23 protein-coding genes are annotated in these 24,028 nt (G+C 36.8%); 3 read left to right on the top strand and 20 right to left on the bottom strand.

All coding sequences use genetic code 11. The features are described 5' to 3' along the window. Positions 1–10: 10 nt before the first annotated feature. The 10 genes from BN3004_RS05230 to BN3004_RS05185 all read right to left on the bottom strand — a co-directional run bounded on the left by BN3004_RS05230 (position 11) and on the right by BN3004_RS05185 (position 11,926). Entirely contained in the window at positions 11–1,501 is a 1,491-nt protein-coding gene (locus BN3004_RS05230) for a UDP-N-acetylmuramoyl-tripeptide--D-alanyl-D-alanine ligase (protein WP_058260155.1), read from the bottom strand. Next, a complete protein-coding gene (locus BN3004_RS05225) occupies positions 1,498–2,268 on the bottom strand; it encodes an alpha/beta fold hydrolase (protein WP_242854197.1) in 771 nt (256 codons plus the stop codon). Before BN3004_RS05225 ends, BN3004_RS05230 begins: the two co-directional genes overlap by 4 nt. Positions 2,269–2,353: 85 nt before the next feature. Beyond that, positions 2,354–4,357 (bottom strand): sodium-translocating pyrophosphatase, encoded by a 2,004-nt coding sequence (locus BN3004_RS05220; RefSeq protein ID WP_058260153.1) that lies wholly within the window; start codon positions 4,355–4,357, stop codon positions 2,354–2,356. Between the two features lie 20 nt (positions 4,358–4,377). Continuing rightward, the gene (secG, locus tag BN3004_RS05215) at positions 4,378–4,596 is read right to left on the bottom strand and encodes a preprotein translocase subunit SecG (protein ID WP_058260152.1); all 219 of its coding nucleotides are present in this window, start codon (positions 4,594–4,596) and stop codon (positions 4,378–4,380) included. A 269-nt stretch (positions 4,597–4,865) separates the two neighbouring features. Beyond that, the gene (gene eno, locus BN3004_RS05210) at positions 4,866–6,149 is read right to left on the bottom strand and encodes a phosphopyruvate hydratase (protein ID WP_058260151.1); all 1,284 of its coding nucleotides are present in this window, start codon (positions 6,147–6,149) and stop codon (positions 4,866–4,868) included. Position 6,150: 1 nt separating this feature from the next. Further along, entirely contained in the window at positions 6,151–7,677 is a 1,527-nt protein-coding gene (gpmI, locus tag BN3004_RS05205) for a 2,3-bisphosphoglycerate-independent phosphoglycerate mutase (protein ID WP_058260150.1), read from the bottom strand. A gap of 1 nt (position 7,678) precedes the next feature. Next, positions 7,679–8,422: a triose-phosphate isomerase gene (gene tpiA, locus BN3004_RS08480; protein WP_058260149.1), complete on the bottom strand. Its 744-nt coding sequence runs from the start codon at positions 8,420–8,422 to the stop codon at positions 7,679–7,681. Positions 8,423–8,432: 10 nt separating this feature from the next. Continuing rightward, on the bottom strand, positions 8,433–9,617 hold the full coding sequence (locus BN3004_RS08475; protein WP_058260148.1) for a phosphoglycerate kinase: 1,185 nt from the start codon (positions 9,615–9,617) through the stop codon (positions 8,433–8,435). Positions 9,618–9,643: 26 nt separating this feature from the next. Continuing rightward, the gene (gene gap / locus BN3004_RS05190; protein ID WP_058260147.1) at positions 9,644–10,651 is read right to left on the bottom strand and encodes a type I glyceraldehyde-3-phosphate dehydrogenase; all 1,008 of its coding nucleotides are present in this window, start codon (positions 10,649–10,651) and stop codon (positions 9,644–9,646) included. 12 nt (positions 10,652–10,663) lie between these two features. Further along, positions 10,664–11,926, bottom strand: coding sequence for a replication-associated recombination protein A (locus BN3004_RS05185; RefSeq protein ID WP_058260146.1), 1,263 nt, complete (start codon positions 11,924–11,926; stop codon positions 10,664–10,666). Positions 11,927–12,094: 168 nt separating this feature from the next. Here BN3004_RS05185 and BN3004_RS05180 point away from each other — a divergent pair, with 168 nt between their 5' ends. The 3 genes from BN3004_RS05180 to BN3004_RS05170 all read left to right on the top strand — a co-directional run bounded on the left by BN3004_RS05180 (position 12,095) and on the right by BN3004_RS05170 (position 15,211). Then, a complete protein-coding gene (locus BN3004_RS05180; RefSeq protein WP_196792486.1) occupies positions 12,095–12,460 on the top strand; it encodes a DUF2089 domain-containing protein in 366 nt (121 codons plus the stop codon). A 1-nt stretch (position 12,461) separates the two neighbouring features. Then, entirely contained in the window at positions 12,462–13,586 is a 1,125-nt protein-coding gene (locus tag BN3004_RS05175) for an SHOCT-like domain-containing protein (protein WP_058260145.1), read from the top strand. A gap of 146 nt (positions 13,587–13,732) precedes the next feature. Further along, positions 13,733–15,211, top strand: coding sequence for a hypothetical protein (locus tag BN3004_RS05170; protein ID WP_058260144.1), 1,479 nt, complete (start codon positions 13,733–13,735; stop codon positions 15,209–15,211). A gap of 106 nt (positions 15,212–15,317) precedes the next feature. Here BN3004_RS05170 and nrdR read toward each other — a convergent pair whose 3' ends face one another. From nrdR to mraY, 10 genes are all read right to left on the bottom strand, one after another. Then, positions 15,318–15,779: a transcriptional regulator NrdR gene (gene nrdR, locus BN3004_RS05165; protein WP_058260143.1), complete on the bottom strand. Its 462-nt coding sequence runs from the start codon at positions 15,777–15,779 to the stop codon at positions 15,318–15,320. A gap of 2 nt (positions 15,780–15,781) precedes the next feature. Then, on the bottom strand, positions 15,782–16,867 hold the full coding sequence (gene ftsZ / locus BN3004_RS05160) for a cell division protein FtsZ (RefSeq protein WP_058260142.1): 1,086 nt from the start codon (positions 16,865–16,867) through the stop codon (positions 15,782–15,784). A gap of 67 nt (positions 16,868–16,934) precedes the next feature. Continuing rightward, positions 16,935–17,267, bottom strand: coding sequence for a small basic family protein (locus BN3004_RS05155; protein WP_058260141.1), 333 nt, complete (start codon positions 17,265–17,267; stop codon positions 16,935–16,937). Continuing rightward, positions 17,264–17,986: a DUF881 domain-containing protein gene (locus BN3004_RS05150; RefSeq protein WP_058260140.1), complete on the bottom strand. Its 723-nt coding sequence runs from the start codon at positions 17,984–17,986 to the stop codon at positions 17,264–17,266. The genes BN3004_RS05155 and BN3004_RS05150 overlap by 4 nt, the downstream gene beginning before the upstream one ends. Next, positions 17,983–18,705, bottom strand: a complete 723-nt coding sequence (locus tag BN3004_RS05145; RefSeq protein WP_058260139.1) for a DUF881 domain-containing protein — start codon at positions 18,703–18,705, stop codon at positions 17,983–17,985. Before BN3004_RS05145 ends, BN3004_RS05150 begins: the two co-directional genes overlap by 4 nt. Then, positions 18,706–19,482: a cell division protein FtsQ/DivIB gene (locus BN3004_RS05140; protein WP_058260138.1), complete on the bottom strand. Its 777-nt coding sequence runs from the start codon at positions 19,480–19,482 to the stop codon at positions 18,706–18,708. 10 nt (positions 19,483–19,492) lie between these two features. Next, complete coding sequence (gene murG / locus BN3004_RS05135) at positions 19,493–20,593, bottom strand: undecaprenyldiphospho-muramoylpentapeptide beta-N-acetylglucosaminyltransferase (protein ID WP_058260137.1); 1,101 nt, start codon at positions 20,591–20,593, stop codon at positions 19,493–19,495. Next, positions 20,593–21,723, bottom strand: a complete 1,131-nt coding sequence (locus tag BN3004_RS05130; RefSeq protein ID WP_058260136.1) for an FtsW/RodA/SpoVE family cell cycle protein — start codon at positions 21,721–21,723, stop codon at positions 20,593–20,595. The genes murG and BN3004_RS05130 overlap by 1 nt, the downstream gene beginning before the upstream one ends. After that, positions 21,724–23,049: a UDP-N-acetylmuramoyl-L-alanine--D-glutamate ligase gene (gene murD / locus BN3004_RS05125; protein WP_058260135.1), complete on the bottom strand. Its 1,326-nt coding sequence runs from the start codon at positions 23,047–23,049 to the stop codon at positions 21,724–21,726. 4 nt (positions 23,050–23,053) lie between these two features. Beyond that, positions 23,054–24,028 carry a phospho-N-acetylmuramoyl-pentapeptide-transferase gene (gene mraY, locus BN3004_RS05120; protein WP_058260134.1) on the bottom strand — a complete coding sequence of 325 codons (975 nt, stop codon included), beginning with the start codon at positions 24,026–24,028 and terminating at the stop codon, positions 23,054–23,056.

Below are 24,028 nucleotides of genomic sequence, written 5' to 3'. Positions count from 1 at the left end.
CTATCAACTCCTAATAATTATCAGGCAAATCGTTTTCGAATAAAATCACGTCGCCTGCTTGACATATTTTTTGTAAAATTAATTGTGCATCCTCTAAACTTGCTGCTTCATGTATCTTTGCTTCCTCAAGTCCGCCTTCAACGAGGCCATCTCTGATTGCTTTTTTATTTACTTCTGAAACTATGATGAAGTGATCTACAAGAGCTGCTGCGTTCTTGCCGAATTTTTTATTCTCTTCGTATTGTAAATCTCCTAGTTCGACCATGCCTGGTGAGATAACTATCTTCTTTCCTTCTTTAAACTCACTTACTACATCAAGAGCCGCTTGTGCACCGCTTGGGTTACTGTTAAATGCATCGTCTATGATGATGAGCTTATTTGGGTTTTCTACGAGTGATAGTCTATGCTCAACTTGATTAACATCAAGAACCGCTTTAACTATCTCTTCCATGGACATGCCTAGCTCATGAGCCGCAGCCACAGATAAAAGTACATTGTAAATATTGTGTTTGCCAAGTAATTTTGTCTTTAGCTTGTACTCTTTATTTTTGTATATAAGAGTAAATTCAGTACCAAATTCACCTACGCTTATATCTTTAGCAAAGTAATCGCAGGCGTCATCTTCAAGCGAGATATAAACCTTTCTAGTCTTGACTTCAGCTGCTTTTTCCTTGATATATGGATTATCATAATTGAATATAGCTAAACCGCCTTCCTTAAGCGTATCAATAAGCTCAAACTTAGTCTTAACAATGTTTTCCATAGAGCCAAATGTTTCTATGTGACACGGACCGATGTTTGTGATGATGGCTATGTCTGGCATAACTAGCTCAGCTACCTCTTTTATCTCGCCTACATATCTTGCTCCAAGCTCAGATATGAAAACTTCAGTTCCGCTCTCAAGCTCATTGTTGATTACCTTTGATATACCCATAGGTGTGTTGAAAGAACTAGGTGTTGCATATGTCTTTAAACTTTCCTTAACTATGTCGTTCAAAACAAGTTTTGTAGATGTTTTACCATAGCTGCCAGTTATTCCAACTACCTTGAGTTTATTTTCTTTTTCTTTTTTAATTTTATTTTGTGCTTGAACGTAAAAACCGTGATTGATTTTATTTTCAATCGGTAGTGCTAATATATTTGCACACTTAACGCTCCTTGCTCTTATGATGTACAAAATAAAAGCAAGTACCAATAAATATGCTAGAGCAATTTTTTCACCGAATAATAAATAAGCGATGATTGATGTAAACATGATAAGAGTATTAAATAAAGCAAATATCTTCATCATTCTCTTCATCCTATCAGTAAAGACAAGTGGCTTTTTATCTCCCGGTTTTATTTTCTTTAATGAATTTTTAAACCAGCCAAAATTTTTAAGCCAAGCTTCGTACTCACTTGAGATATACATATTTAATTGCATAATTTGGAAATACGCCAAAGAGTGTATATATATTAAAACTGTTAATAATATTGGCAAGAATATAAATATAGCTATCATAGTTCCTCCTTACTAAGATAAGATCTAATTACTCGTGAAAATATTTGATAATCATCTGCATATGAGAAGTGTCCGCCCTCAAGCTCAACCAGAGCAGAATTTTTTATCTTCTCATTCATTATTTTACCCATATATAATGGAGTTGTATCGTCATTTTTGCCCCATAATATAAGAGTACCATTCTCAATAAGCTCCAGCCTATCAAGAAGAGACTCGTTAACGACCTTTACAAAGGTCTTTCTGATGATACCACTTGTATTTTTGTAGTCATCAGAGCCAAATTTCTTTGAAAGCTTCTTCATAAGCTCCTCTTCACTCTTGTAAAAAAAGATTAGCCTGTAAAGCTTTTTAAAGAATTTATATGTATAAACTTTTAAGTAATATGAAAGACTTCTCTTAGGAAGTATGCCTGAAGCATCGATAAGAACCATCTTATCTAGCCTTTCATAGCCTTCAGAAGCAATTTGTATTAAAGTTTTGCCGCCAAAGCTGTGACCGATTGCGTCAAATTTCTCAATGCCGAGCTCCTCTACAAAGGCCTTAACAATATTTGCATAGTCCTCTCCACCAAAAACTCTGTCTGGTTCAGACGACTTGCCATGACCTGGTAAATCTATGGCAATAACTTTTCTTGTATCCTTCAAAGCATTCACTATACCCATGACCGCTTCGATTGAAGCACCCCAGCCATGAAGTATAAGAACCGGCTTTTCTGATTCGCCTTCTATTATGTAATTTATTTTAATATTGTCAATCGTTATTTCCATAAAATCACCCATATTATAAATGAAGCTCCCCTTATTTAATAGCATCGCTGATTAAAATCAAGGGGAGTCCAATTACAATTTTATCTTATTTTATAATAAGTCCACCGTAGCTAACAAATACTTGTGCAAATACTAATGCTACTATTGTCATTAATTTAATTAGTATATTTAGAGATGGTCCTGATGTATCCTTGAATGGGTCGCCAACAGTATCTCCTGTTACTGCTGCCTTGTGAGCATCTGAACCCTTTCCACCATGAACACCTGATTCAATATACTTTTTAGCATTGTCCCAAGCTCCACCTGCGTTTGACATGAAGATCGCCATTAGAACGCCTGTTACTAATGAACCAGCAAGTAGACCACCTAGAGCTTCTGTTCCTAGAAGTACACCAACAAGTACTGGGCATACAACAGCTAGAAGTCCTGGGATAACCATTTCCTTAAGAGCTGCCTTAGTAGAAATGTCTACGCATTTGCCGTAATCAGGTTTTGCAGTTCCTTCCATGATACCAGGGATGGATTTAAATTGTCTTCTAACTTCTTCGATCATTTGGTTAGCAGCTTTACCAACTGCATCCATAGTTAATGATGAGAATAAGAATGGTAGCATACCACCAATGAAGACACCTGCTATAGTTAATGGATTTGTTAAGTCGATCTTTTCAAGTCCAACTGCTTGTGTATATGAAGCGAATAGTGCTAGAGCTGTAAGTGCAGCTGAAGCGATGGCAAAACCTTTACCAACTGCTGCTGTTGTGTTACCAACTGAGTCTAGCTTATCTGTAATATCTCTTACATTTTCTGGAAGTCCGCACATTTCAGCGATACCACCAGCGTTATCAGCAACTGGTCCGTATGCGTCAACTGCGATAGTTGTAGCAGCTGTTGCTAGTAGACCTACTGCTGCAAGTGAAATTCCGTAAAGACCATTTACTGGGCTTGCTGCTCCACCTGCTAAGAAGAATGCAGCTAATATACCTATTGAAATAACTATCATTGGGATAGCTGTTGACATCATACCAACTGATAGACCAGCGATGATGTTTGTTGAAGCACCTGTTTCTGATTCTTCAGCAACTTTTTGAACTGGTTTATATTCAGCAGCTGTATAATATTCTGTAACTTTTGCTATGATTAATCCAACAACAACACCTGCTACTATAGCATAGAATGGTTGGATTGAGCCTAATATCTTTGTAGATAAGAAGTAAGAAGCGATTATAGTGATTATTGAACTTCCCCAAGTAGCCATATCAAGTGCTTTTTGAGGGTTCTTATCGCCTTTTACAAATAATGTACCGATAATTGATGATACGATACCAACTGAGCATAGAGCTAGTGCAAATGCAATACCGTTGTCGCTAAATGCTAGAGCACCTAAAGTGATAGCTGAAATTATAGCTCCAACATATGATTCAAATAAGTCAGCTCCCATACCAGCAACGTCACCAACGTTATCACCAACGTTATCAGCGATAACAGCTGGGTTTCTTGGGTCGTCTTCTGGAATACCAGCTTCAACCTTACCAACTAAGTCAGCACCAACGTCTGCAGCCTTTGTATAGATACCGCCACCAACTCTTGCGAATAAAGCGATTGATGAAGCACCTAGACCGAAGCCTGTAACTATGTTAGCATCTTTGAATATCATCCAAACAATGCTAGTACCTAGTAAACCTAGACCTACAACGCACATACCCATAACAGTACCGCCTGAGAAAGCAACGTTTAGAGCCTTGCCCATACCGCTTTCCTTAGCTGCGTTTGCAGTTCTTACGTTAGCCTTAGTAGCTACTGTCATACCGATGTAACCAGCACAAATTGAGAATACCGCACCTATTAAATAACAAACGGCAGTACCGATGTTGATTGATAGAGCTAGAATTGCAAATAATACAACAATGAATATTGCTAAATATTTGTATTCTCTAGTTAAAAATGCAAGAGCACCTTCTTGAATGTAGCCAGCTATCTCCTTCATTCTGTCGTTTCCAGCATCTTGCTTAGAAACGTACATAGCTTTAACTAAAGCAAATAATAGTGCTATAGCTCCAACTATAGGAGCTATGATTAAAATTTTGTCCATTTCTTCCTCCTATTTTATTATTATAAAGCCGCTAATATCAAAGTTGTTACCATAAACACAACCGATGAAACTGTAGTTATTCTTTTTAAAAGAACATTTCTTGTAGGATTTTTAGAACCCCAAATGCTTTCAGCTCCGCCCAATGCTTGTAAGCCTTGATCGTCTCCCTCAGTAGCTGCTACTGATATAGTTAATACTAAAGCTGAAATTGCAACTAGTGCATACAATACGTAAGTCATACACACACCTCCATTCTCTCTTATAACATATCTATTTTACCACAAGAGCATTTATTTTGCAATGATTTTTTCTCATTTACTTCGATTTATGCTTAATTCATTTTGGGTCATGTTTATGGAAGTGCAAATATCGATTTACGCGTGAATCGGCTTTTGTAAAAATCGTTTTTGTCTTGCTATTAATATAGCCTTGCCACTAAGTCAATGGCCTTCTTCAGACAGAAAAAAAGGATGAGCACGGGGCCCATCCCATATAGATATTTTTTAAATTATTTTCTTAATATGCTCTTGCCAGCGTAAACAGCTGTATCGTCAAGCATATACTCAATTCTTAGTAATTGATTGTATTTTGCAACTCTTTCAGATCTAGCTGGTGCACCTGTTTTGATTTGTCCAGTGTTTAGTGCAACTGATAGGTCTGCGATAGTTGTATCTTCTGTTTCACCTGATCTGTGTGAAATAACTGCTGTGTAATGATTTCTGTGAGCCATCTCGATAGCTTCGATAGTTTCTGTAAGTGTACCGATTTGGTTAAGCTTGATCAAAACTGAATTAGCTGTATGAGTCTCGATACCTTTTTTGATTCTCTTTGTGTTTGTAACGTATAAGTCGTCACCAACTAATTGAATCTTATCACCTAGTCTTTCAGTTAATTTCTTCCATCCATCCCAATCGTTTTCGTCTAAGCCGTCTTCAATTGAGTATAGTGGATACTTATCAACTAATTTTTCGTAGTAGTTAATCATTTCTTCGTCTGTAAGCTCTGCGTTATCGCTCTTTAAGTAGTATTTCTTAGTATCAGCGTTATATAGTTCGCTCGCAGCAACGTCAAGAGCTAGGTAGATGTCCTTACCTGCTTCGTAGCCAGCCTTTTCTATAGCTTCGATAATAGTTTCGATAGCTTCTTCATTGCTTGATAGGTCTGGTGCATAACCACCTTCATCACCAACGCCTGTAGCTAATTTTCTTTCTTTAAGAACATTCTTTAAGCTATGATAAACTTCTGAGCCTATTCTAAGCGCGTCTCTAAATGTTTCTGCGCCTATTGGCATAATCATAAACTCTTGTATGTCTACGTTGTTATCAGCGTGTTGACCGCCATTTAAAATGTTCATCATAGGTACTGGTAAAACTTTTGCATTAGTTCCGCCGATGTATCTATAAAGTGGCATGTTTAGTTCATTTGCAGCACATTTAGCAACTGCTAGTGACACGCCAAGCATAGCGTTTGCACCAAGTTTGCCTTTATTTTCTGTTCCATCTAGGTTTATCATCAATTTATCAATTGATACTTGATCTGTTACTTCCATATCAAAAATTTCTGGTGCGATAACGTTATTTACGTTGTCAACTGCCTTTAACACGCCTTTCTTAGCGTATCTCTTTGGGTCTCCATCTCTAAGTTCTACGGCTTCGTGTTCGCCAGTAGATGCTCCTGATGGGACTATAGCTGATCCGATTGCTCCTGATTCAGCTAAAACTGTTACTTCTACAGTTGGGTTAGATCTTGAATCTAAGACTTCCATAGCAAATACATCAATAATTCTACTCATTTTATTCCTCCGATACCAATAGGCTCTCGCCTGTCATTTCTTTTGGCTTTTCTATATTTAATATATCTAATAGTGATGGTGCTAAATCAGCTAGCACGCCATCTTTAAGCTTATGCTTTCCGTCGTTAAAAAGTATTACAGGGACTGGATTTGTTGTGTGCGATGTGATTGGTTTTCCTTCGTCATCAAACATTGCCTCGCAGTTACCGTGATCCGCTGTGATTATGGCTGTGAAGCCACATTCTTTTGCCTTTGCTAATAGCTTTGCAAGGCAGCTATCAACTGTTTCTACGCCTTTGATTATAGCTGGAACAACTCCTGTGTGTCCAACCATATCTGTGTTTGCGTAGTTTAATATGATTAAATCATAATCTGCCATGACGCTGACTAATTTATCTGTTAGCTCATAAGCGCTCATCTCAGGCTGTAAATCATATGTGGCTACCTTTGGTGAATTGATTAAAATTCTGTCTTCACCAGAGAATTTTTCTTCACGTCCGCCATTGAAAAAGTATGTTACATGAGCGTACTTTTCTGTTTCAGCTATACGAAGCTGTTTTAGTCCGTGTTTTGAAATTACTTCACCAAGTGTATTGACTATCGTTTCATCACCATAAGCAATGTGAACGTTTTTAAAGCTCGAGTCGTAATTAGTCATGCACACGTAATATATATCATCTAAAAACTTTATATCAAAGCCAGCAAAGTCTTTGTTAGTGAAAGCATCTGTGATTTGTCTTGCTCTGTCCGGTCTAAAATTGATAAAGATAATGCTGTCGCCAGACTTTATTTCATTGACTTCCCCATCGTTTTTGATAGCGCATGGCAAGATGAATTCATCAGTAACGTCTTTTTCATATGATTTTTTAATCGTCTCTATTGCGTCGTCCGAGACAAGTTCAGGCGCCTTAGATGTGACAGTTTTGTAATACTTTTCAGTTCTGTCGTAGCGCTTGTCCCTGTCCATGGCATAGTATCTGCCGCTGATTGAAGCAAGTTTACCGCATGAATTGTTTTTCATGTAAGCAATAATTTCGCTCACATCGCTCTTGCCCGAGTGTATATCAACGTCTCTTCCATCTAGAATTGCATGTAGATATGTTCTATCACCAACGCCCTCTTTTTTGCATAGGTCTAAAAGTGCTTTGATGTGATCAATGTGCGAGTGAACGCCGCCATAGCTTAGTAGACCCATCAGATGAAGGTTAGTATTATTTTTCTTCGCGTGCTCTATCGCTTTAAGAAATTCTTCTTTTTTAAAGAAATCTCCAGTCTTTATATCTCTATTGATAAGTGATAGGTCTTGATAAACAACTCTGCCTGAGCCAATGTTTAAGTGACCAACTTCAGAGTTGCCCATCTGTCCATCAGGTAGGCCAACATATTCGCCGCTCGCCTGAAGTTTTGCGTGAGGACAGTCTTTAAATAACTTATCTATAGTCGGCGTCTTGGCTCTATATACAGCATTTGCATCGTTGTCTTTACCAATTCCGAAACCATCTAATATTATTAATATAGCCTTTGACATCTTATATCTCCTTAGCAATAGCTTCGAAAGACTCAGTCTTAAGTGAAGCACCGCCAATTAAGAAGCCGTCTATGTTTTCTTCTTTAGCTAAATCAGCTGCGTTTGCCTCTTTAACGCTGCCGCCATACAAAACTCTTAGCTTTGCTTCAAGATTAGGGTTCATCGCCTTAACTTTTTCTCTAACGAAGCGGCACATTTCCTCAGCATCTTCCTTAGATGCGCTCTTGCCAGTGCCTATTGCCCAGATTGGCTCGTAAGCGATGGCAAAGCTATTTAACTTAGATGCGTCTGCGCCTACTAAATCAGCCTTTAATTGCTTTTCAATCTTTTCAAAGTGCTTTCCATCTTCTCTTTCAGACAAAGTCTCTCCAAGGCATAGAATTACTTCTACATCGTCATCTATTGCCTTAAGAACTTTTTTGTTAATCATCTCATCACATTCGCCGAAGATCTCTCTTCTTTCAGAGTGACCGATGATGACAAAGTCCGCTCCACATGATTTAATCATCTTAGTACTGATCTCGCCAGTAAAGGCACCTTTGTCTTCAAAGTAGATGTTTTGAGCACCTATTTTAATCTCATTATACTTTTTAGTTTTATTTGCTAAATAAATATCTGTAAATGGAACTGCGATATAAACGTCACACGAGTCATTAGGCTTTAGACTCAAGTCCTTGAAGAAGCCTTCAGTCTCCATTACGTCCATATTCATCTTCCAATTTGCAGCAAGTAAAAATTTTCTCAAATTTGTCTCCTTATTTATCATTTATAGCAGCTATGCCAGGAAGTACCTTTCCTTCCATTAGTTCAAGTGAAGCCCCGCCACCAGTTGAAACGTGTGTGATCTTTTCTTCATAGCCAGCTTTTTGAACAGCGCTCGCACTATCTCCTCCACCGACAATAGTTGTCGCATCAGAGTTTGCAAGTGCCTTGGCAATGGCGTTAGTGCCGTTCTTAAATTTATCCATTTCAAAAACGCCCATAGGTCCGTTCCAAACAATAGTCTTTGCGCCTAATAACTTTTTAGTAAATACGTCAATAGTTTCTGGTCCAATGTCAAGACCCATCATGTCTTCTGGTATATGATTTACTTCAAAGCATTCAGCTTCAGCGTCTTCTTTTATTTCTTTAGCGCATAGAGCGTCAACTGGTAGAACCAAATCAACTTTCTTTGCATCAGCCTTTTTTAATAGTTCAAGTGCTAGCTCTAACTTGTCGTCTTCAACTAAGCTCTTGCCTACATTTATGCCCTTTGCCTTTAAGAATGTATATGCCATAGCGCCGCCTATAAGTATCTTATCAGCCTTATTTAATAGATTTTCAATTACGCCTATCTTATCCGAAACCTTTGATCCTCCAAGTATAGCTATGAATGGATGTTTTGGCTCGTCAAGCTCTTTCGCCATGATATTCATTTCTTTTTCAACCAAGAAGCCCAATGCCGATGGTAAAAATTTACTTACACCAACATTTGATGCGTGAGCTCTATGTGAAGTGCCGAAAGCGTCATTAACGTAGATATCTGCAAGCTCTGCTAGCTCTTTAGAGAAGGCTTCGTTGCATTTTTCTTCTTCTTTTCTAAATCTAGTATTTTCTAGTAAAAGAACTTCGCCTTTTTTAAGATTTTTAGCTGCTTCTTTAACTTCATCATTAACTACTTCAGGGCAAGAGATAAATTTTACATCTCTTCCAAGAAGCTTTTTGATCTCTTCCTTAACTGGCTCTAAAGTGAATTTTAAATTGTATTCGCCCTTTGGTCTACCCAAGTGGCTCATCATAATCACTTTCGCGCCATTATCAAGAAGGTGCTTGATAGTAGGAAGTGACTCATATATACGTTTATTATCAGTGATAACGCCGTCCTTCATTGGCACGTTGAAATCACATCTCAATAAAACTGTTTTATCATCAAAATTATAATCTTTTAATGTTTTTTTCATTATCTTTTCCTTTTATATTATAATAATTATTCTTGATCAGCAATGTATTTTGCTAGGTCAACTACTCTGTGGCTGTAGCCATATTCGTTGTCATACCAAGAAACTACTTTAACTAAGTTGCCTTCTATAACTAAAGTTAAGAATGGATCGAAGATTGATGAGTGTCTGTCACCAACGTAGTCAACAGAAACAAGCTCTTCGTCAGCATATTTTAATACGCCCTTTAATTCATTTTCACTTGCTTTTTTAACAGCTTCGTTAATTTCTTCCTTAGTAACGTCTTTGTTTAATTCGAAAACAACGTCTGTTAGAGAAACTGTAGGTACTGGCACTCTAACTGCGTATCCTGTTAATTTATCCTTTAGTGATGGAATAACTAGTGCAACTGCCTTTGCTGCGCCTGTTGTTGTAGGAACCATAGACATAGCTGCCGCTCTTGCTCTTCTGATGTCTTTGTGCTTGTGGTCAAGTAAAACTTGGTCAGAAGTGTAAGCGTGGATAGTTGTCATAAGACCTCTCTTGATACCAAAGTTGTCTTCAATAACCTTTGTTAATGGTGCAAGACAGTTAGTTGTACAAGATGCGTTACTAATAACATTGTGTTTAGTCTTGTCGTATTCTTTTTCATTTACACCCATAACGATAGTTTTATCGATTTCGCCCTTTGCAGGTGCAGTTAAAATAACTTTCTTTGCTCCGCCCTTGTCAATGTGTTTATAAAGAGTTTCGTTGTTTTTAAATGCTCCAGTTGAGTCGATAACTATGTCTACGCCATAGTCCTTCCAAGGAATTTCTGCTGGATCTCTAAATTGAGTGTTTGTAACCTTCTTGCCATCAATCATGAAGCCATCTTCACAAGCTTCACAAGAAACTGATAATCTACCATATAGAGAATCATTTCTAAATAGATGTGCAAGTGTCTTTAAATCACCTGAAGCATTGATGTGAACTAATTCTAGACCATTGTTCTCTTCAACTAGAATCCTAGCTACATCTCTACCAATTCTACCAAAACCATTAATACCAACTTTCATTTGTTGACCTCCTTAATTATTATTAAAATACTTTTTATCTTCTAAACCCTCGGGCAAATAATTTTGCTCAGGTTTTTTGTCCTTATAATTGTGCGGATACTTGTAGTCCGCGTGATCACCAAAGACCTTCTTGTCATTGTTGTGAGCATCCCTTATGTGCAGAGGAATTTGGAATTCTTTGATCTTATCGACATCGGCCATAGCCTTGTTAATGGCGACATAGGTCGAGTTATTCTTATCTGCAAGTGCCATGTAGATGGCAGCGTTACTCAAGATTATGCGTGCTTCTGGCATGCCTATGGCTTTAACCGCATAAAATGCTGACGTCGCTAGCGTTTGTGCGTTTGGATCAGCAAGCCCAATGTCTTCTGAAGCAAATATCACTATACGTCTTGCTATGAAGAGCGGGTCCTCACCATTATTAAGCATATGAGCTAAGTAAAAGACTGTTGCGTCTGGATCTGAGCCTCTCATGCTCTTGATGAAGGCTGAGATTGTGTCATAGTGCATAGTCGAGCTCTTGTCGTAGGAGTGTGCTCTTTCAAAGACTAGCCCCTTGACGTCCTCGTACTTAATATGACGAGTTAAATCAGCTTCTGGATCTTGACTTAAAACAGCTATCTCTAAAAAGTTTAGCATGTTTCTTGCGTCGCCATTAGATATTCTAACTAGATACTCAAGTGCGTCGTCATCAATGCTCGCCTTTAGTGAAGCAAGTCCACTCACCTCATCTGCTAAGGCTTTCTTCGCAAGCTGGGTTAAATCTTCCTCACTCATCTTTTCAAGCCTAATTATGAAGCATCTCGATATAAGTGCGCTATTGACCTCGAAATATGGATTTTCTGTCGTTGCACCTATGAGTGTGACCGTCGAATCTTCAACGTATGGAAGCAGAAAATCTTGCTGAGCCTTGTTAAACCTATGTATCTCGTCTACGAAGAGTATGGTCTTTTTATTCTCTTCTAAAAGCCTTTGGGCCTCTTCAACTGCCTTCTTTAAATCGCTTACGCCGCTACCCACAGCACTAATCTTGATGAAATTCGACTTACTAGTGTTAGCAATAACGTTTGCAAGTGAAGTCTTACCAGTGCCTGCAGGTCCATATAGTATAAGCGAAGGAAGTCTGTCGGCCTTTATCGCCTTGTATAGAAAAGAGTTCTTATTAAGTACCTTCTCTTGACCAATGTAATCATCGAGAATCTTCGGTCTAAAGCGTTCAGCTAAGTTTTGAGACAATTTTAAATTTTTTTCTCTTTCCATGTCAAATAAATTCATTTTCTCACCATTTTTATTATATCAAATAAGCTTCAAGATGTCCAACATTAATTTTTATTATTTTAATATTAATAGTTTTAAGTAAATAATAAATATTTTTAAATTATTATCAAAAATATATTGACATATTTAATTAATAGATGTATAATCTTAATAAAGGAGGACGCTATGATTAATAAAGCATTAAATGAATGTCCTGTTTGCGGTTCAAAACTATACATAGAAAGGTTAGTTTGTGACAATTGCAACACGACTATAGAAGGAAGGTTCGAGAATAACTCATTCTACAAGCTTAACAGCGAGCAGATTGACTTTATTAAGACTTTTCTATTAAAAAGAGGCAATATTAAAGAGATTGAAAGAGCTTTGGGTATATCCTACCCCACTGTAATTAAAAAGCTTGATCAAATCAATGAGATCATCTCTGATCAAAAGAGTTCAACTAGTGAAAAAGAAATACTTGAGCTCTTAAATAGCGGTACAATAACAAGTAGTGAAGCAGAAAAAATGCTTTTAGAACTAAAGGAGGTTTAAAATGTCTGAAGAAAAAATTATGATCCTTAAAATGTTAAAGGACGGCAAGATCGATGAAGAAGAGGCGCTAAAACTTCTTAACGCTGTTGGTGAAAAGAAAGGCGAAAAAGCTTATAAGCCAAATAAAAAGAGAAATGAAATCCATATTGAAGGCGACGATTACGACGTTTTTGATGCGTCAGACAAATTCGCAAACAAAATCTCAAACTTTGTTAACAAAATAGTTAGTAAGTCACTAGAAACTGCTGAGAAAGGCATGAGAGACGGCCATATATACGCAAGCTACAGCTTTGATGATAGATTCAAAAACAAAAAGTTCGCAACACTTAAACTTGATGTTGACAAGAATAAAAAATATGATTTAATAATAAATAATACTAATGAAAAAGTAGAGATACTTCCATCGAGCTCAGATCAAATTGAAATCTTTGGCAAAATCTATTACACAGATAAAAAAACTATTCCTGGCGATTATGAGTTCATAAACTGCTTTATCGATGATAAAGAAATACTTATCGAGCCAAACTACGAAAGTTTTACTAAAAAAGACTTTGCAGTTAGCTTAAAAGTCTTAGTACCTGCCTTAAGCTTTGCCAAAGTTGATGTTAAGACAAGCAATGACAAGATAATTCTTGACTCAGTCAATTGCGATGAGCTATACTTAACAACAAGCAATGACAAAATCAAGATCGAAGACTCAATCATTGGCAAATCAGAACTTAAAACTACTAACGATTCAGTTAAGATAAAAGATGCAAAGTTTACTGACCTTCTTATAAATACAACAAACGCTGAAATAACTATGCATAACACACCATTTGTTAATCTAGAAGCTCACACAACAAACGCTTATGTCGATGTTAAAGACGTCTTCAACTGCGCCGAAAACATCATAATAACTAATAGCAATGGACCTGTCACAGTTGAATTAGAAAGCGTTAGCAGAAATGTCAAGTTTAATCTAAGAGGCCTAAGTAAATATACATGCCCAGCCATCTTCGATGACAGCAGATTTAAGCTTGATGAAGACGGTGACGAATTAAGTACAGCAGTACTTAATAACGATTCAGACCTTACTCTATTCGGTGATATAAAGACAAGCAATGGACCTATCATCATCGAATAAGTCTAATATTCCCATCACAAATCCTGATCACTTATGTGACCAGGATTTTTTTCTTTACAAAGCTGTTAAATTTCTTGTAAATCGAAGTCTTTTAATGTATAATTATAGTGCTAAGAGTTAAGAAACTATAATTATAGGAGAATATAATGAAAATAAATAAAATAAAAATAAAAATAAAATTTAATATATTTGTCTTGCTAATAACGCTGAGTGTATTTTTACTCGTGTTAGGCACAAAAAATACAGCTTATGCCGAGGAAACAGCTAAAGAAACTAAGAAAACTGAAAAAACTGAGGAAACTACAGAGACTGAAGCAGTTAAAGAAACTAATGAAGCTAAGAAAACTGAAGAAACTAAAGAAACTAAAGAAGATGGCTTTGAGTTTAAAGGCGCCAAGCTTAAGTTTATCACAGGTACTTTTGATGGCAAAGACAGTTTAGATATTGATTTTCCTATCGAAATGAAAGATGCGAGTTGCGAATACATTGATGAGGCTTCGAAACTTATTAACATAGAGAAAAAAGAATTCAATGTGAAAAATCCAAACATTGTTATTTTGCATAGCGGCGAAAAATACTATGTGATTACGGCCATCAATGCTTATAAAGATGTTCAAGACAATATTATTGACAAAGTGAATATCGAAAGCGAAATTACTTATGACAAGACAAAGCTAAAAATAAAATTAAAGCTTAAGGATATCAAAGACGAGAAAAAAGACATTAAATACAGCATTTGCTACGTGAGCATGGATGAAAAACCATTCCAAACGCCAGAAGCGTTTAAGCTAGTAGACATGAAGTACAGACTTGATAAGCATTGCATCATTCCTGATGGCTACTACTATCAAATGAATCCGCGCTCGGTGCCATATAAGGAGAGCTACTTCTTTTTGCAAGGCGCTATATATATTGCAAACACTCATTTAGATACGATAGACAGTAAATTCTCTCAAGCTATGACAGCAAAACTTATAGACGATACAGCGAAGAAGCTTAATGATGAAGGCTACTACCCTATTCCATATAGAAGTGAGTGGCTAAAGGCTGACTACAACATTGAGAAAGGCTACTTCGATACAAGATGGAATCTTGATTACGCCTACATCTGCTTAAGAATGTATGAAAAGTTTCAAGATGAAAAATATTTAGAGCTTGCCGATAAGATCTTGACTTATTACAAAAAATACGCTAATCAAAACGCGATTAAAATCCCTTATAAAGAAGATGCCTACTTGGTTATGGACTACGGCGCCGAGTACTACATCGGTATGACGCACTCTTCACTAAACCATCACCTAATGGGCTTAAAGGCTCTTATGTACGAAGACCTGCTTAAAGAAAAGCCTGTCAATACTGAATTTATAAAGAAGATGCTAAATGGTGTTGAAGCGACTTGCAATAGCTGGATTAAGAAGAATGGCGATCTTGAATACGCCATCTTTGTTAATGGTACTTATGGCCTTAAAGATTATCCAGATTTAACATTAAATGACTTGAGAGATTGTCAAGCACTTCACGAAAAGCTTTATAAGAGCAAGAATGCTTCTTTAGAGACATTAATAGTTTCAAAGCAAGCGTGGTATGACAATGTTTATAAAAAACAAGTAAGTAAAAAGAAATAATGATACAAAGAGGCTAGTCAAATAAAGACTAGCCTCTTCTATATTAATAGTATTGAATAAATCACAAAAATGCCTTTCCTGTAAAACAAGAAAGGCATTTCTTATACTAATTGTTTTGTTCGTCTATTATCTTTTGGAGCTCTTTCATAAATGATTGAGTATCTTTAAACTCTCTGTATACTGAAGCAAATCTTACATAAGCTACTTGGTCTATCTCCTTAAGGCCTTGCATAATAAGCTCGCCTACTTCGGTAGATGAAACTTCTTTCTTCATCGTGCTCATAAGCTTTTCCTCAACACTATCTGCCAAGCCTTCAATTTGACTTAGGCTAACAGGTCTTTTCTCGCAAGATTTGATTACGCCCTTTAATATCTTACTTCTGTCAAATGTCTCTCTGTCTCCGTTTTTCTTGACAACTATTAAAGGTGTTTCTTCAATTTTTTCATATGTTGTAAATCTTTTTTTACAGCGAAGACACTCTCTACGTCTCCTAATCGCAGTACCCTCATTAGTAGGTCTTGAATCTAGTACTTTTGAATCTTCGTAAGAACAAAAAGGACACTTCATAATTAATTATTCTTTAAAAAATCAGGTACTAATAAAGAATCGTCGAAGCTTGAAGTAGGTTCACTTCTCTTTTCTTCGTACTTTTCTTCTTCTACATCAGAATCCTTATTTGAATCTTTTTTAGCAGGTTTAGATTCATCTTCAAATTCTGTAGCGATAACAGTTATCTTAATAGAATCGCCAAGGCTTTCATCGATACCAGCACCGAAGATGATGTTTGCATCATCAGCAACTGATTGTCTGATTAAGTCTGCGGCTTCATTTACTTCGAACATACCAAGGTCTGTACCACCTGTGATGTTTAATAGAACGGACTTAGATCCTTCTATGGATGTTTCAAGTAGTGGTGACTTGATAGCAAGCTTAGCTGCGTCAGTAGCTCTGTTGTCTCCTTGAGCAAAGCCTATACCCATGTGAGCAATACCCTTTTGTTCCATGATAGTCTTAACGTCAGCAAAGTCTAGGTTGATTAGGTTTGGTACACTGATTAGATCAGATATACCTTGTATACCTTGTTTAAGTACTTCGTCAGCCATAATGAAAGCATCTTTTAATGAAGTTTTCTTGTCAGCTATTTGAAGAAGTCTGTCGTTCGGAATAGTTACTAGAGTATCAACCACTTCAAGTAATTGGCTAATTCCTTGAGATGCATTCTTTGCTCTCTTCATACCTTCAAAGCCAAATGGTCTAGTTACAACGCCTACAGTTAGTATGCCTTGTTCCTTTGCTAATTGCGCAATGATAGGTGCGGCACCAGTACCTGTTCCACCGCCCATACCGGCTGTGATAAATACCATGTCAGTGCCTTTAAGCATTTCAGTGATGCCTTCTTTATCTTCAAGAGCTGCTTGTGAACCAACTTCTGGGTTAGCTCCAGCGCCTAAACCTTTTGTAACCTTATCTCCTATTTGAATTTTGTTTTGTGCCTTTGATGATGCAAGAGCTTGTCTATCTGTGTTAACTGCAATAAATTCAACACCCTTTACGCCTGCATCAACCATTCTGTTAACGGCGTTGTTACCTGCTCCGCCAACACCTATAACTTTAATTTTGGCAAATTGGTCAATTTCTACATCAAAATCAATCATTTACGAATCCTCCTTTTATACTAAGTATTTAATTATTTACTCTATTACTTATATTCTACCACAAAATCTACATTTTGTTTAGTATTTTTCTTCTAATTGTCGCAAAATTGTTAAAAATTCTTCCTCCAAAGACGAAAATCGCCGCATAATATAAAGGTATGCTAAGAATATCGCCTAGCCAAGTAAGCAGCGCCGCGATTAAGGAGTTACCAATAAGACCCGATAAAAAAAGCTTATTGTTAAAATTGTTGTCCATGTGTGCGTTAATACCACCAAAAACTGAGTCAATCGCAGCTAGTAGCGCCATGGATATATACAAGGAATAATATGGATTGTAGCTATATGGAAGTACGTAGCCGATTATTATTCCGATTATTATACCAATGAGTGCAATAATCATTTTTTATCCTCTCCTGTCAATTTTTCTGAATATATAATCTTGTCCTCGTCTATCTTTTTCTTAACAAGAACATTTTCACTTTGCTCTATATCAAGCTTAATTGGGTTTATGGTCTCTAAGATGCTAGCAAAAGTACCTGGCGACTTAATCGCTGAGTAAAGCTTATCACTGTTGCCTATCGCCTTTATAACAAATGGCGCGCCCTTAGTTCTTCCGTTGAGCCTAACAACTGGTCCATTGCACTTAACTCCAGTCCTTGAATAAACTCTTAAATCGTTTATGCTGATGGCTTCGGCGCCTGAATCCTTTAGGTCATTGATTATCCTTAGTAAGTCGCTATCGTGAACCACATCAGTCCTCTTGACTGGCCTATCGACAGCTTCCTCACTTATGGTAAGTACTATGCCTGGGCCTTCAAAATCAACGTCTCCTGATATCATCTGATAAAATAATTTTTCTTCATTTAAAAATGCTAAAAAATCACTATCGTTCTTAACTAGTTTATCCAAAGTCTCAAGCTTTTTCTCTTGCTTGTCGAGCTCTTCATTAATGCTCTTGATCTCTGCTTTTAAATTCTTTACCTTGATGCTTGTCTCCTTCATCTTGTTTATGCTTAAAGGCTCATAAAATTCTCTGTCTGTCTTTAAGTATAAGCCAAGGAAAATTCCTACAAGTATATATATTATGACAAGCACAACGCGTTTAATCTTATGCTTCATTCTTGCACGTCATTAGCAGGCTTTGCGTATAGAAAGTCGATGCTCTTTTTGTATCTCGGTATAATTATATCGTCTCTTACAGTTAATATGACTTGGTAGTTATAGTTTTGCAACTCATCTTTAATTCCGCCTTTAAACTCAATAGCCGATTGCATCGTGTCAGCGTCACCTATAGCCTTTATAACAATGGGTGCAGACGTACTTACTCCACCAACTTCTATGTGTTTACCTGCACTTACTATCTCAGTAAATGATGTGTATCTCTCTTCGTTTATGGATATAGCCTCAGCTCCAGCGCTATTTAAAACGCTAATGGCGCTAAGAATCAAATCTATATCGTTTTGTATACCAAAGCTCACCTCACCATCGGCAAGTTTTGGCTCATCTATAGTTAGTATGATGCCCTTGCCCTTTAGATCTGTGTAGCCAGCTATCATCTTATATTTTTCAGTTTCTTCGTATAATTTTTTTGCTATCTCATTATTGCTCGAGCCAGGTTTTTCATACTCTCTAAGCTTTTCCTCTGTCTCGTCAAGCCTTTGCAATAAGCCGTCTCTCTCTTCTTCTAATGATTTTACTCTTTGAGCAAGCTCTTGCGCCCTCTTTACATTTAGAGGGTTGCCAACAGTTTTCTTCACTGTCTTAAGCTGCATCGTTATCGAAAGACCTATAATTACACTAGCTATGAATAGCAATATTTTTTTCTTATCAATTTTCATCTATTCACCCGTATCTAAAACTACAACAGGCGCCTTGCCCTTATTAAACATAATCATCCTAGGTACTTGTCCTTTTTCCTTAAGCTTAGTCATGGTCGCATTTAAGACCTTCATCTTGTATCTAACGTCCTTAAGCTCACCAAGCTGAACGACAAGGCCGCTCCTATAGTTTAGAGAAACTTCTAAGTCAGCGTTCTTCTCTATAGTCTTGATTTCTTTCACTAAATTGTTCGCGCTTATCTCAACTATCAGCTCTTCAAGCGAAGCACCGACCTCAGTATTATAAAAGTTTTCGCCTTGTTCAAGATGAGTCTTGTCAAAATTCTTTATAAGCGGGTAGCCTTCCTTATATGAACTGCTGTTCTCAAGGACAGTGCCTTTCTCGTCTATGTAAATGTATTTTGAGTCGCTAAAAAATTCTGCCGCGATTAATCTTTCCTTAATTTCAATCGTTACAGTATCCTTTGATGATCTACTTAGATGTGCGTCCTCAACATATGGATTCGTCTTAATCTTAGCCTTTGCTTCGGTAAGGCTTTGCTTAAGAATGTTCTCACCAATTTCAAGTTCGCTCGCCTTTATTATATCATCAGTAGATAAGTTTTTGTTGCCACTAACATTTATATGCTTTAGACCAAAGAGCTTTGTATTGAATATAAATAATATGAACGCAAAAACAATGACAGTGATTACGAAGAATCTCAAAAGACTTCTCCTTCTTTGCCTTTCTCTTTGTATTCTTTTTCTCCTTATATCCTGTTTACTCATTGGTTCCATAGTTTCACCTTTAAATAGTTTTAATAATTATATCATATATTTCATCAATTGCGTTTTTGACAAATATATTCTTAAGCCCCTTTTGCATAGACTTGTAAATATCTTCATTGTGAAGTATATTGTTGACCTCATCATATAGTAGCTCTTCGTTAAGATCCTTTTCAAGTATCATCTTAGCAGCGCCCATATCCTCAAAGTAGCGTGCATTGTACTCTTGATGGTTCTCAACTACATAAGCCTTTGGAATGATTATAACTGGCTTGGCTACACATGAAACCTCATTAAGAGTAAGTGCACCAGCACTTGTAATAACCATGTCAGCATCAATCAAAGCCTTCGGCATGTCATATAGGTACTCACCTACACGAACATTGTTTTTTGTATAATCAATACCGTCTTTGTCGAGCTCTTCCTTGAACCAATTGTATGAATAAGTTCCGCTCACGTGGAAGATGTTGAAGTCCATGTCTTTATAATGTTTTTTAATCATGGCAAGAACATTTTCATTGATGGACTTTTGTCCACCGCTTCCGCCAAATGATAAGACAACTTTTTTGCCATTATCAAAGTCGTAGTAAGGCTCATGGCTAGCCTTGTCATGAATACCGTCAAACTCTTCTCTAATCGGTATGCCAACTATATCCGTAATCTCTTCTCTCTTAAGAAGCTTCTTTGTGTTCTCGTTAGTAACTAATATCCTAGTTGCTCTCTTCTTTAAAAGCCTTGTAGTTATACCCGCGTGTACATTTAGCTCGAAGATTATGGACTTGATTCTTTTCTTTTGAGCCGCATAAACAAGTGGGCCTGAAACGTAACCACCTGTTCCTATTACTAGATCAGGCTTAAAATCTTTGATTATCTTTTTGCACTCGTCAAGCGATTTAAAAAGCAGTCTCAAAAATTTAAAAGCATCCTTCGGGTTCTTCTTTGGTATTTTAACTATGTCTATGCCTTTAAACTCGATATCTTCTTTGGCAACAAGACTTTCCTCAAGACTGCCATTCCTGCCAACGTATATAACTTCGTGATTATTTTCAATCAATTTCTTTGCTATAGTCATGGCTGGGTATATATGCCCACCAGTGCCACCACCAGTTACGATAAATCGCATTATTTCACCTCTGAATTTGCACTCTTAGATATATTTAACAGTACCGCTGTTAGTATCATGTAAATGATTAAGGATGTACCACCATAACTAATGAATGGCAGTGTGATTCCCTTCGAAGGAACCAAGTTTACTGATACTGCTGCATTGATCCAAAATTGTATTGCTATCAAGGAGCTGATGCCACTTGCTAGCATAAGACCGTATCTATCCTTTGCCCTAGCAGCTGTTAAGTATCCTTTTATAATTATAACAGAAAATAGGGCAACAATGCAAATCATTCCTAAGAATCCTAATTCTTCTCCGCAAACAGCTAGTATATAGTCATTATAAACTTCTGGTATATAGAAAAACTTTTGAGTGCTGTGGCCAATGCCGACGCCCGATAGACCACCATTGGCATAAGCAAATAAGCTTTGCGCTGGCTGCCAACCTGTGTCTCTGATGTTTTTAATTGGGTCTTGATAGGCGAAGAACCTGTTTCTTCTATATTCATTTCTATATATTGCTAGGTATATACCAAGGCCAGCAGCTCCAATGGCTGGCGGTATCACAGTTAGTGGCGCACCTCCGATGAAGTACATGATTGATAGTGCTCCAGCAACTGTAACGGCTGTACCTAAGTCCTTTTGTATGTATATTAAAAATGTGAATGAAAGTATAATCGCTACAGGAACTAAAACAATATTTTGAAAATTTTTCCTATGCAAATTAATTTTGCTCATGTATGATGCCATGCAGAAGACTGCCGCAACCTTGATTATATCAGACGGCATGAATGAAAAGCCGCCCACATTTATCCATCTTCTTGAGCCTTTACCAAAGTCTGTTCCTAATGAGGTAAACTTTAGTAATAGGACCAAGACAATGCTCGATATTATCATAAGGCCTATGAAAAATTTCGAATCATACTTTTTATAGTCAATTCTGTAAGCAAATAAAGACAGTATAGCCCCTGCTAATACAAAGACTAAGTGCCTTGTAAGGAAGTATACGCCGCCATACTTACCCCCTTCAAGCCTGTAGCTATAAGGATAAGAGCTCGTATACACAAGTATGATACCTAAAATTATTAGGCATACTACAGATATTAAGATGTGATAATCAGGTGCACTGTTTTTACTCTTGTTCATTTATTTCAACTCATTTACTAATTTTTTAAATTCAAGTCCGCGTTCTTTATAGTTTTTATATATTCCCCAGCTCGCGCATAATGGTGATAGTAAGACTACATCGCCTTTTTGCGCATCTAATTTAGCTGCTTTTACTGCTTCACTCATGTTGTTAACGATAGTTATATTTTCATAACCAATGTTGGTGAAGGCTTCTTTAATTTTATCTTTTGTTTGGCCAAATAGTATTAGGCTCCTAATTTTGTTCTTTGTCTTAGATGCAAAGTCCTCAAACGGTATGTTCTTGTCATAGCCGCCCGCTATAAGCACTATGCTTCTATCAAAGGCTTCAACCGCTTTAAGCGACGCATCTGGATTAGTTCCCTTGGAGTCATTGTAGTAGTCAACCCCATCAAGCTCCCTAACGAACTCAATCCTATGTTCAACGCCTTTAAAAGCCTTTATCTCTTTAACTATATCTTCTCTTTTTACGCCAAAAACTTCTAATGCAAGTGTCGCCGCCATCAGATTTTCATAATTATGGCGACCCTTTATAAATATATCATCTTTGTTGATGACAATGTTTTTATCTTTATCCACAATATTTGGTGCGATATAGTTCATATCCACTAAATCTTTTTCTTTTGAAGTGAAATATAGTATATTTGTATCTTGATCTACTTTATTTAAGGCAATATCGTCATAATTAAGTATCAAATATGAAGATTTGTCCATATTTTGATAAATTTTCTTCTTTGCCTCTTCATATGCCTTGAACGAACCGTGCCAATCCAAGTGGTCTGGTGTTATGTTAAGTATGATAGCGATGTTTGGCTTAAAATCTTTTGTATACTCTAGTTGGAAGCTTGATGCTTCAATCACGTGTGTATCGTAGTTCGCAGCTTCAAGTAGAGGCGAAACGCCGATGTTACCAATAACATTGACATTGTAGCCAAGGTCTTTAAGCACTTCACCGATAAAAGTAGTTGTAGTTGTCTTGCCATTGGTTCCGGTGATAACTATAAATTTATGATCCTTAAAATCTCTATATAAGATTTCTATGTCAGAGACTATCTCGACATTTTTGTCTACAAGGTAGCGAATTATATCTGATGAAGGCTTTATTCCAGGGCTCTTTAATACAAAAGTGAAATCGATTGCATCAAGCTCAGTCCTTGTTAGAAACTTTACATCATCAAGGTTTTCATTTGCTCTGTCCTTTAAGATTTGATCCATATTGTCATCGTAGACATAAACATTAGCCCCTTTACTTATAAAGTATAAAGAAGCTCCGTAACCAGATATTCCATATCCTAGAATTAGAATATTTTTGTCCTTGTAGTCCATAATATCACCTCAAAAATATTACTAGCGATGCAGCGCATAAGATGAGTGTCCATGCGCAAAACATCACGACAACCTTAGTCTCTTTCATGCCTTTCATCTCAAAGTGATGGTGAAGTGGGCTCATAAGAAAAACTCTTTTGCCTGTCTTTTTAAATACTGCTACTTGTATAATTACTGAAAGCGTTTCCATAATTAATACAAGTGCATATATAATCATATAGAAGTGCAATCCCAATAGTATTGTGATTATAGCTAGGACGCCTCCTAAAAATAATGATCCTGTGTCTCCCATAAATATTTGTGCTGGGTACTTATTAAAGATCAAAAAGCCAATTAGCGATGCAAACATTATTATTGAGTAAGCATAAGTAGTCATGTTTGAGATCTTTAATGAGTATATAGCAAGTGTGAGTAATATGATAGACATAACGCCTGTTGCAAGGCCATCAAGTCCATCAGTTAAGTTGACTGCGTTAGTACTTGCTACTAATATAAAGAAGTTAAGTAAGATTACCCACTTACCTAAATCCACTTCTTTATAGAATGGTATATAGACCATAGTACCCGCAAGTTTATATGCGAAGTATGCTATAAGAGCTGAGAAAAGCATTTGCAAAACTAATTTTTGATAAGCTCTTAAACCTAGATTTCTATGTTTAAAAAATTTAATATAGTCGTCTAAAAAGCCTACTAAGCCAAAGGCAGTGCTGCCTACAACTAGTAAGATGATTTCGTTTGTAAAGACAAAACCTGCTAGGCTCGATACAAGTACTGCAATAAGCGAGCTTATTATGAATAGTACGCCGCCCATAGTTGGCGTACCGGCCTTTTTTAAGTGAGACTTAGGTCCTTCTTGCCTAATATTTTGTCCAAGATTGTATTTTCTTAGCTTAGGTATAATTATCTTTGCAAGTAAACATACTAAAGCAAAGCTTAATAATATAATGATTACGCTGTACGCATGAATGTTTTTAAACAT

The organism is Fenollaria timonensis (assembly GCF_001457835.1).
In the GTDB taxonomy this organism is placed as follows: domain Bacteria; phylum Bacillota; class Clostridia; order Tissierellales; family Peptoniphilaceae; genus Fenollaria; species Fenollaria timonensis.
Note: the sequence above shows the minus strand (reverse complement) of the source record. Positions and strands in the feature narration are given on the sequence as shown.

Bases quoted from the DNA above. Each gene is read 5' to 3' on its own strand.
- secG (WP_058260152.1), bottom strand. From the start codon at position 4,596: ATGACTTACGTATTGTATGCACTAGTTGCAATTTCAGCTTTAGTATTA.
- eno (WP_058260151.1), bottom strand. From the start codon at position 6,149: ATGAGTAGAATTATTGATGTATTTGCTATGGAAGTCTTAGATTCAAGA.
- BN3004_RS05145 (WP_058260139.1), bottom strand. From the start codon at position 18,705: ATGAAAATTGATAAGAAAAAAATATTGCTATTCATAGCTAGTGTAATT.
- murG (WP_058260137.1), bottom strand. From the start codon at position 20,593: ATGCGATTTATCGTAACTGGTGGTGGCACTGGTGGGCATATATACCCA.
- BN3004_RS05170 (WP_058260144.1), top strand. From the start codon at position 13,733: ATGAAAATAAATAAAATAAAAATAAAAATAAAATTTAATATATTTGTC.
- BN3004_RS05175 (WP_058260145.1), top strand. From the start codon at position 12,462: ATGTCTGAAGAAAAAATTATGATCCTTAAAATGTTAAAGGACGGCAAG.
- BN3004_RS05150 (WP_058260140.1), bottom strand. From the start codon at position 17,986: ATGAAGCATAAGATTAAACGCGTTGTGCTTGTCATAATATATATACTT.
- BN3004_RS05130 (WP_058260136.1), bottom strand. From the start codon at position 21,723: ATGAACAAGAGTAAAAACAGTGCACCTGATTATCACATCTTAATATCT.
- BN3004_RS05225 (WP_242854197.1), bottom strand. From the start codon at position 2,268: ATGGAAATAACGATTGACAATATTAAAATAAATTACATAATAGAAGGC.
- BN3004_RS05230 (WP_058260155.1), bottom strand. From the start codon at position 1,501: ATGATAGCTATATTTATATTCTTGCCAATATTATTAACAGTTTTAATA.
- gpmI (WP_058260150.1), bottom strand. From the start codon at position 7,677: ATGTCAAAGGCTATATTAATAATATTAGATGGTTTCGGAATTGGTAAA.
- BN3004_RS08475 (WP_058260148.1), bottom strand. From the start codon at position 9,617: ATGAAAAAAACATTAAAAGATTATAATTTTGATGATAAAACAGTTTTA.
- gap (WP_058260147.1), bottom strand. From the start codon at position 10,651: ATGAAAGTTGGTATTAATGGTTTTGGTAGAATTGGTAGAGATGTAGCT.
- BN3004_RS05140 (WP_058260138.1), bottom strand. From the start codon at position 19,482: ATGGAACCAATGAGTAAACAGGATATAAGGAGAAAAAGAATACAAAGA.
- nrdR (WP_058260143.1), bottom strand. From the start codon at position 15,779: ATGAAGTGTCCTTTTTGTTCTTACGAAGATTCAAAAGTACTAGATTCA.
- BN3004_RS05185 (WP_058260146.1), bottom strand. From the start codon at position 11,926: ATGAATTTATTTGACATGGAAAGAGAAAAAAATTTAAAATTGTCTCAA.
- murD (WP_058260135.1), bottom strand. From the start codon at position 23,049: ATGGACTACAAGGACAAAAATATTCTAATTCTAGGATATGGAATATCT.
- BN3004_RS05220 (WP_058260153.1), bottom strand. From the start codon at position 4,357: ATGGACAAAATTTTAATCATAGCTCCTATAGTTGGAGCTATAGCACTA.
- ftsZ (WP_058260142.1), bottom strand. From the start codon at position 16,867: ATGATTGATTTTGATGTAGAAATTGACCAATTTGCCAAAATTAAAGTT.
- BN3004_RS05155 (WP_058260141.1), bottom strand. From the start codon at position 17,267: ATGATTATTGCACTCATTGGTATAATAATCGGAATAATAATCGGCTAC.
- BN3004_RS05180 (WP_196792486.1), top strand. From the start codon at position 12,095: ATGATTAATAAAGCATTAAATGAATGTCCTGTTTGCGGTTCAAAACTA.
- mraY (WP_058260134.1), bottom strand. From the start codon at position 24,028: ATGTTTAAAAACATTCATGCGTACAGCGTAATCATTATATTATTAAGC.